At 72.5% G+C, this 222-nt stretch carries 1 pseudogene; it reads right to left on the bottom strand.

Going from position 1 to position 222, the window contains the following annotated elements:
- Window positions 1-222 (bottom strand): annotated as a pseudogene (locus F0L68_RS43185) (ABC transporter permease); the annotation flags it as partial.

Raw genomic sequence — 222 nt, forward strand, 5'->3', positions numbered from 1 at the left:
ATGGGCTTCAGCGAGCTGTCCTCGACCCTGGCCGGGTCGAGCTTCAGCTTCGGCGGCTGACCGGTCGCGGCGAGGTTCGCCTGGTCCACCACGCCGGCGACCAGCCCGAGCACCGTGCCGGACTTGGCCTGGTCGCTGGCGGCGAAGCGCAGGACCACGGAGTCACCCTGCTGGGCGACCACGGCGGGCAGGTCGCCGTTCTTGACCTTGGCGACGGCCGCG

Origin of the sequence: Solihabitans fulvus (assembly GCF_008386585.1) — a bacterium.
GTDB classification, from domain to species: domain Bacteria; phylum Actinomycetota; class Actinomycetes; order Mycobacteriales; family Pseudonocardiaceae; genus Solihabitans; species Solihabitans fulvus.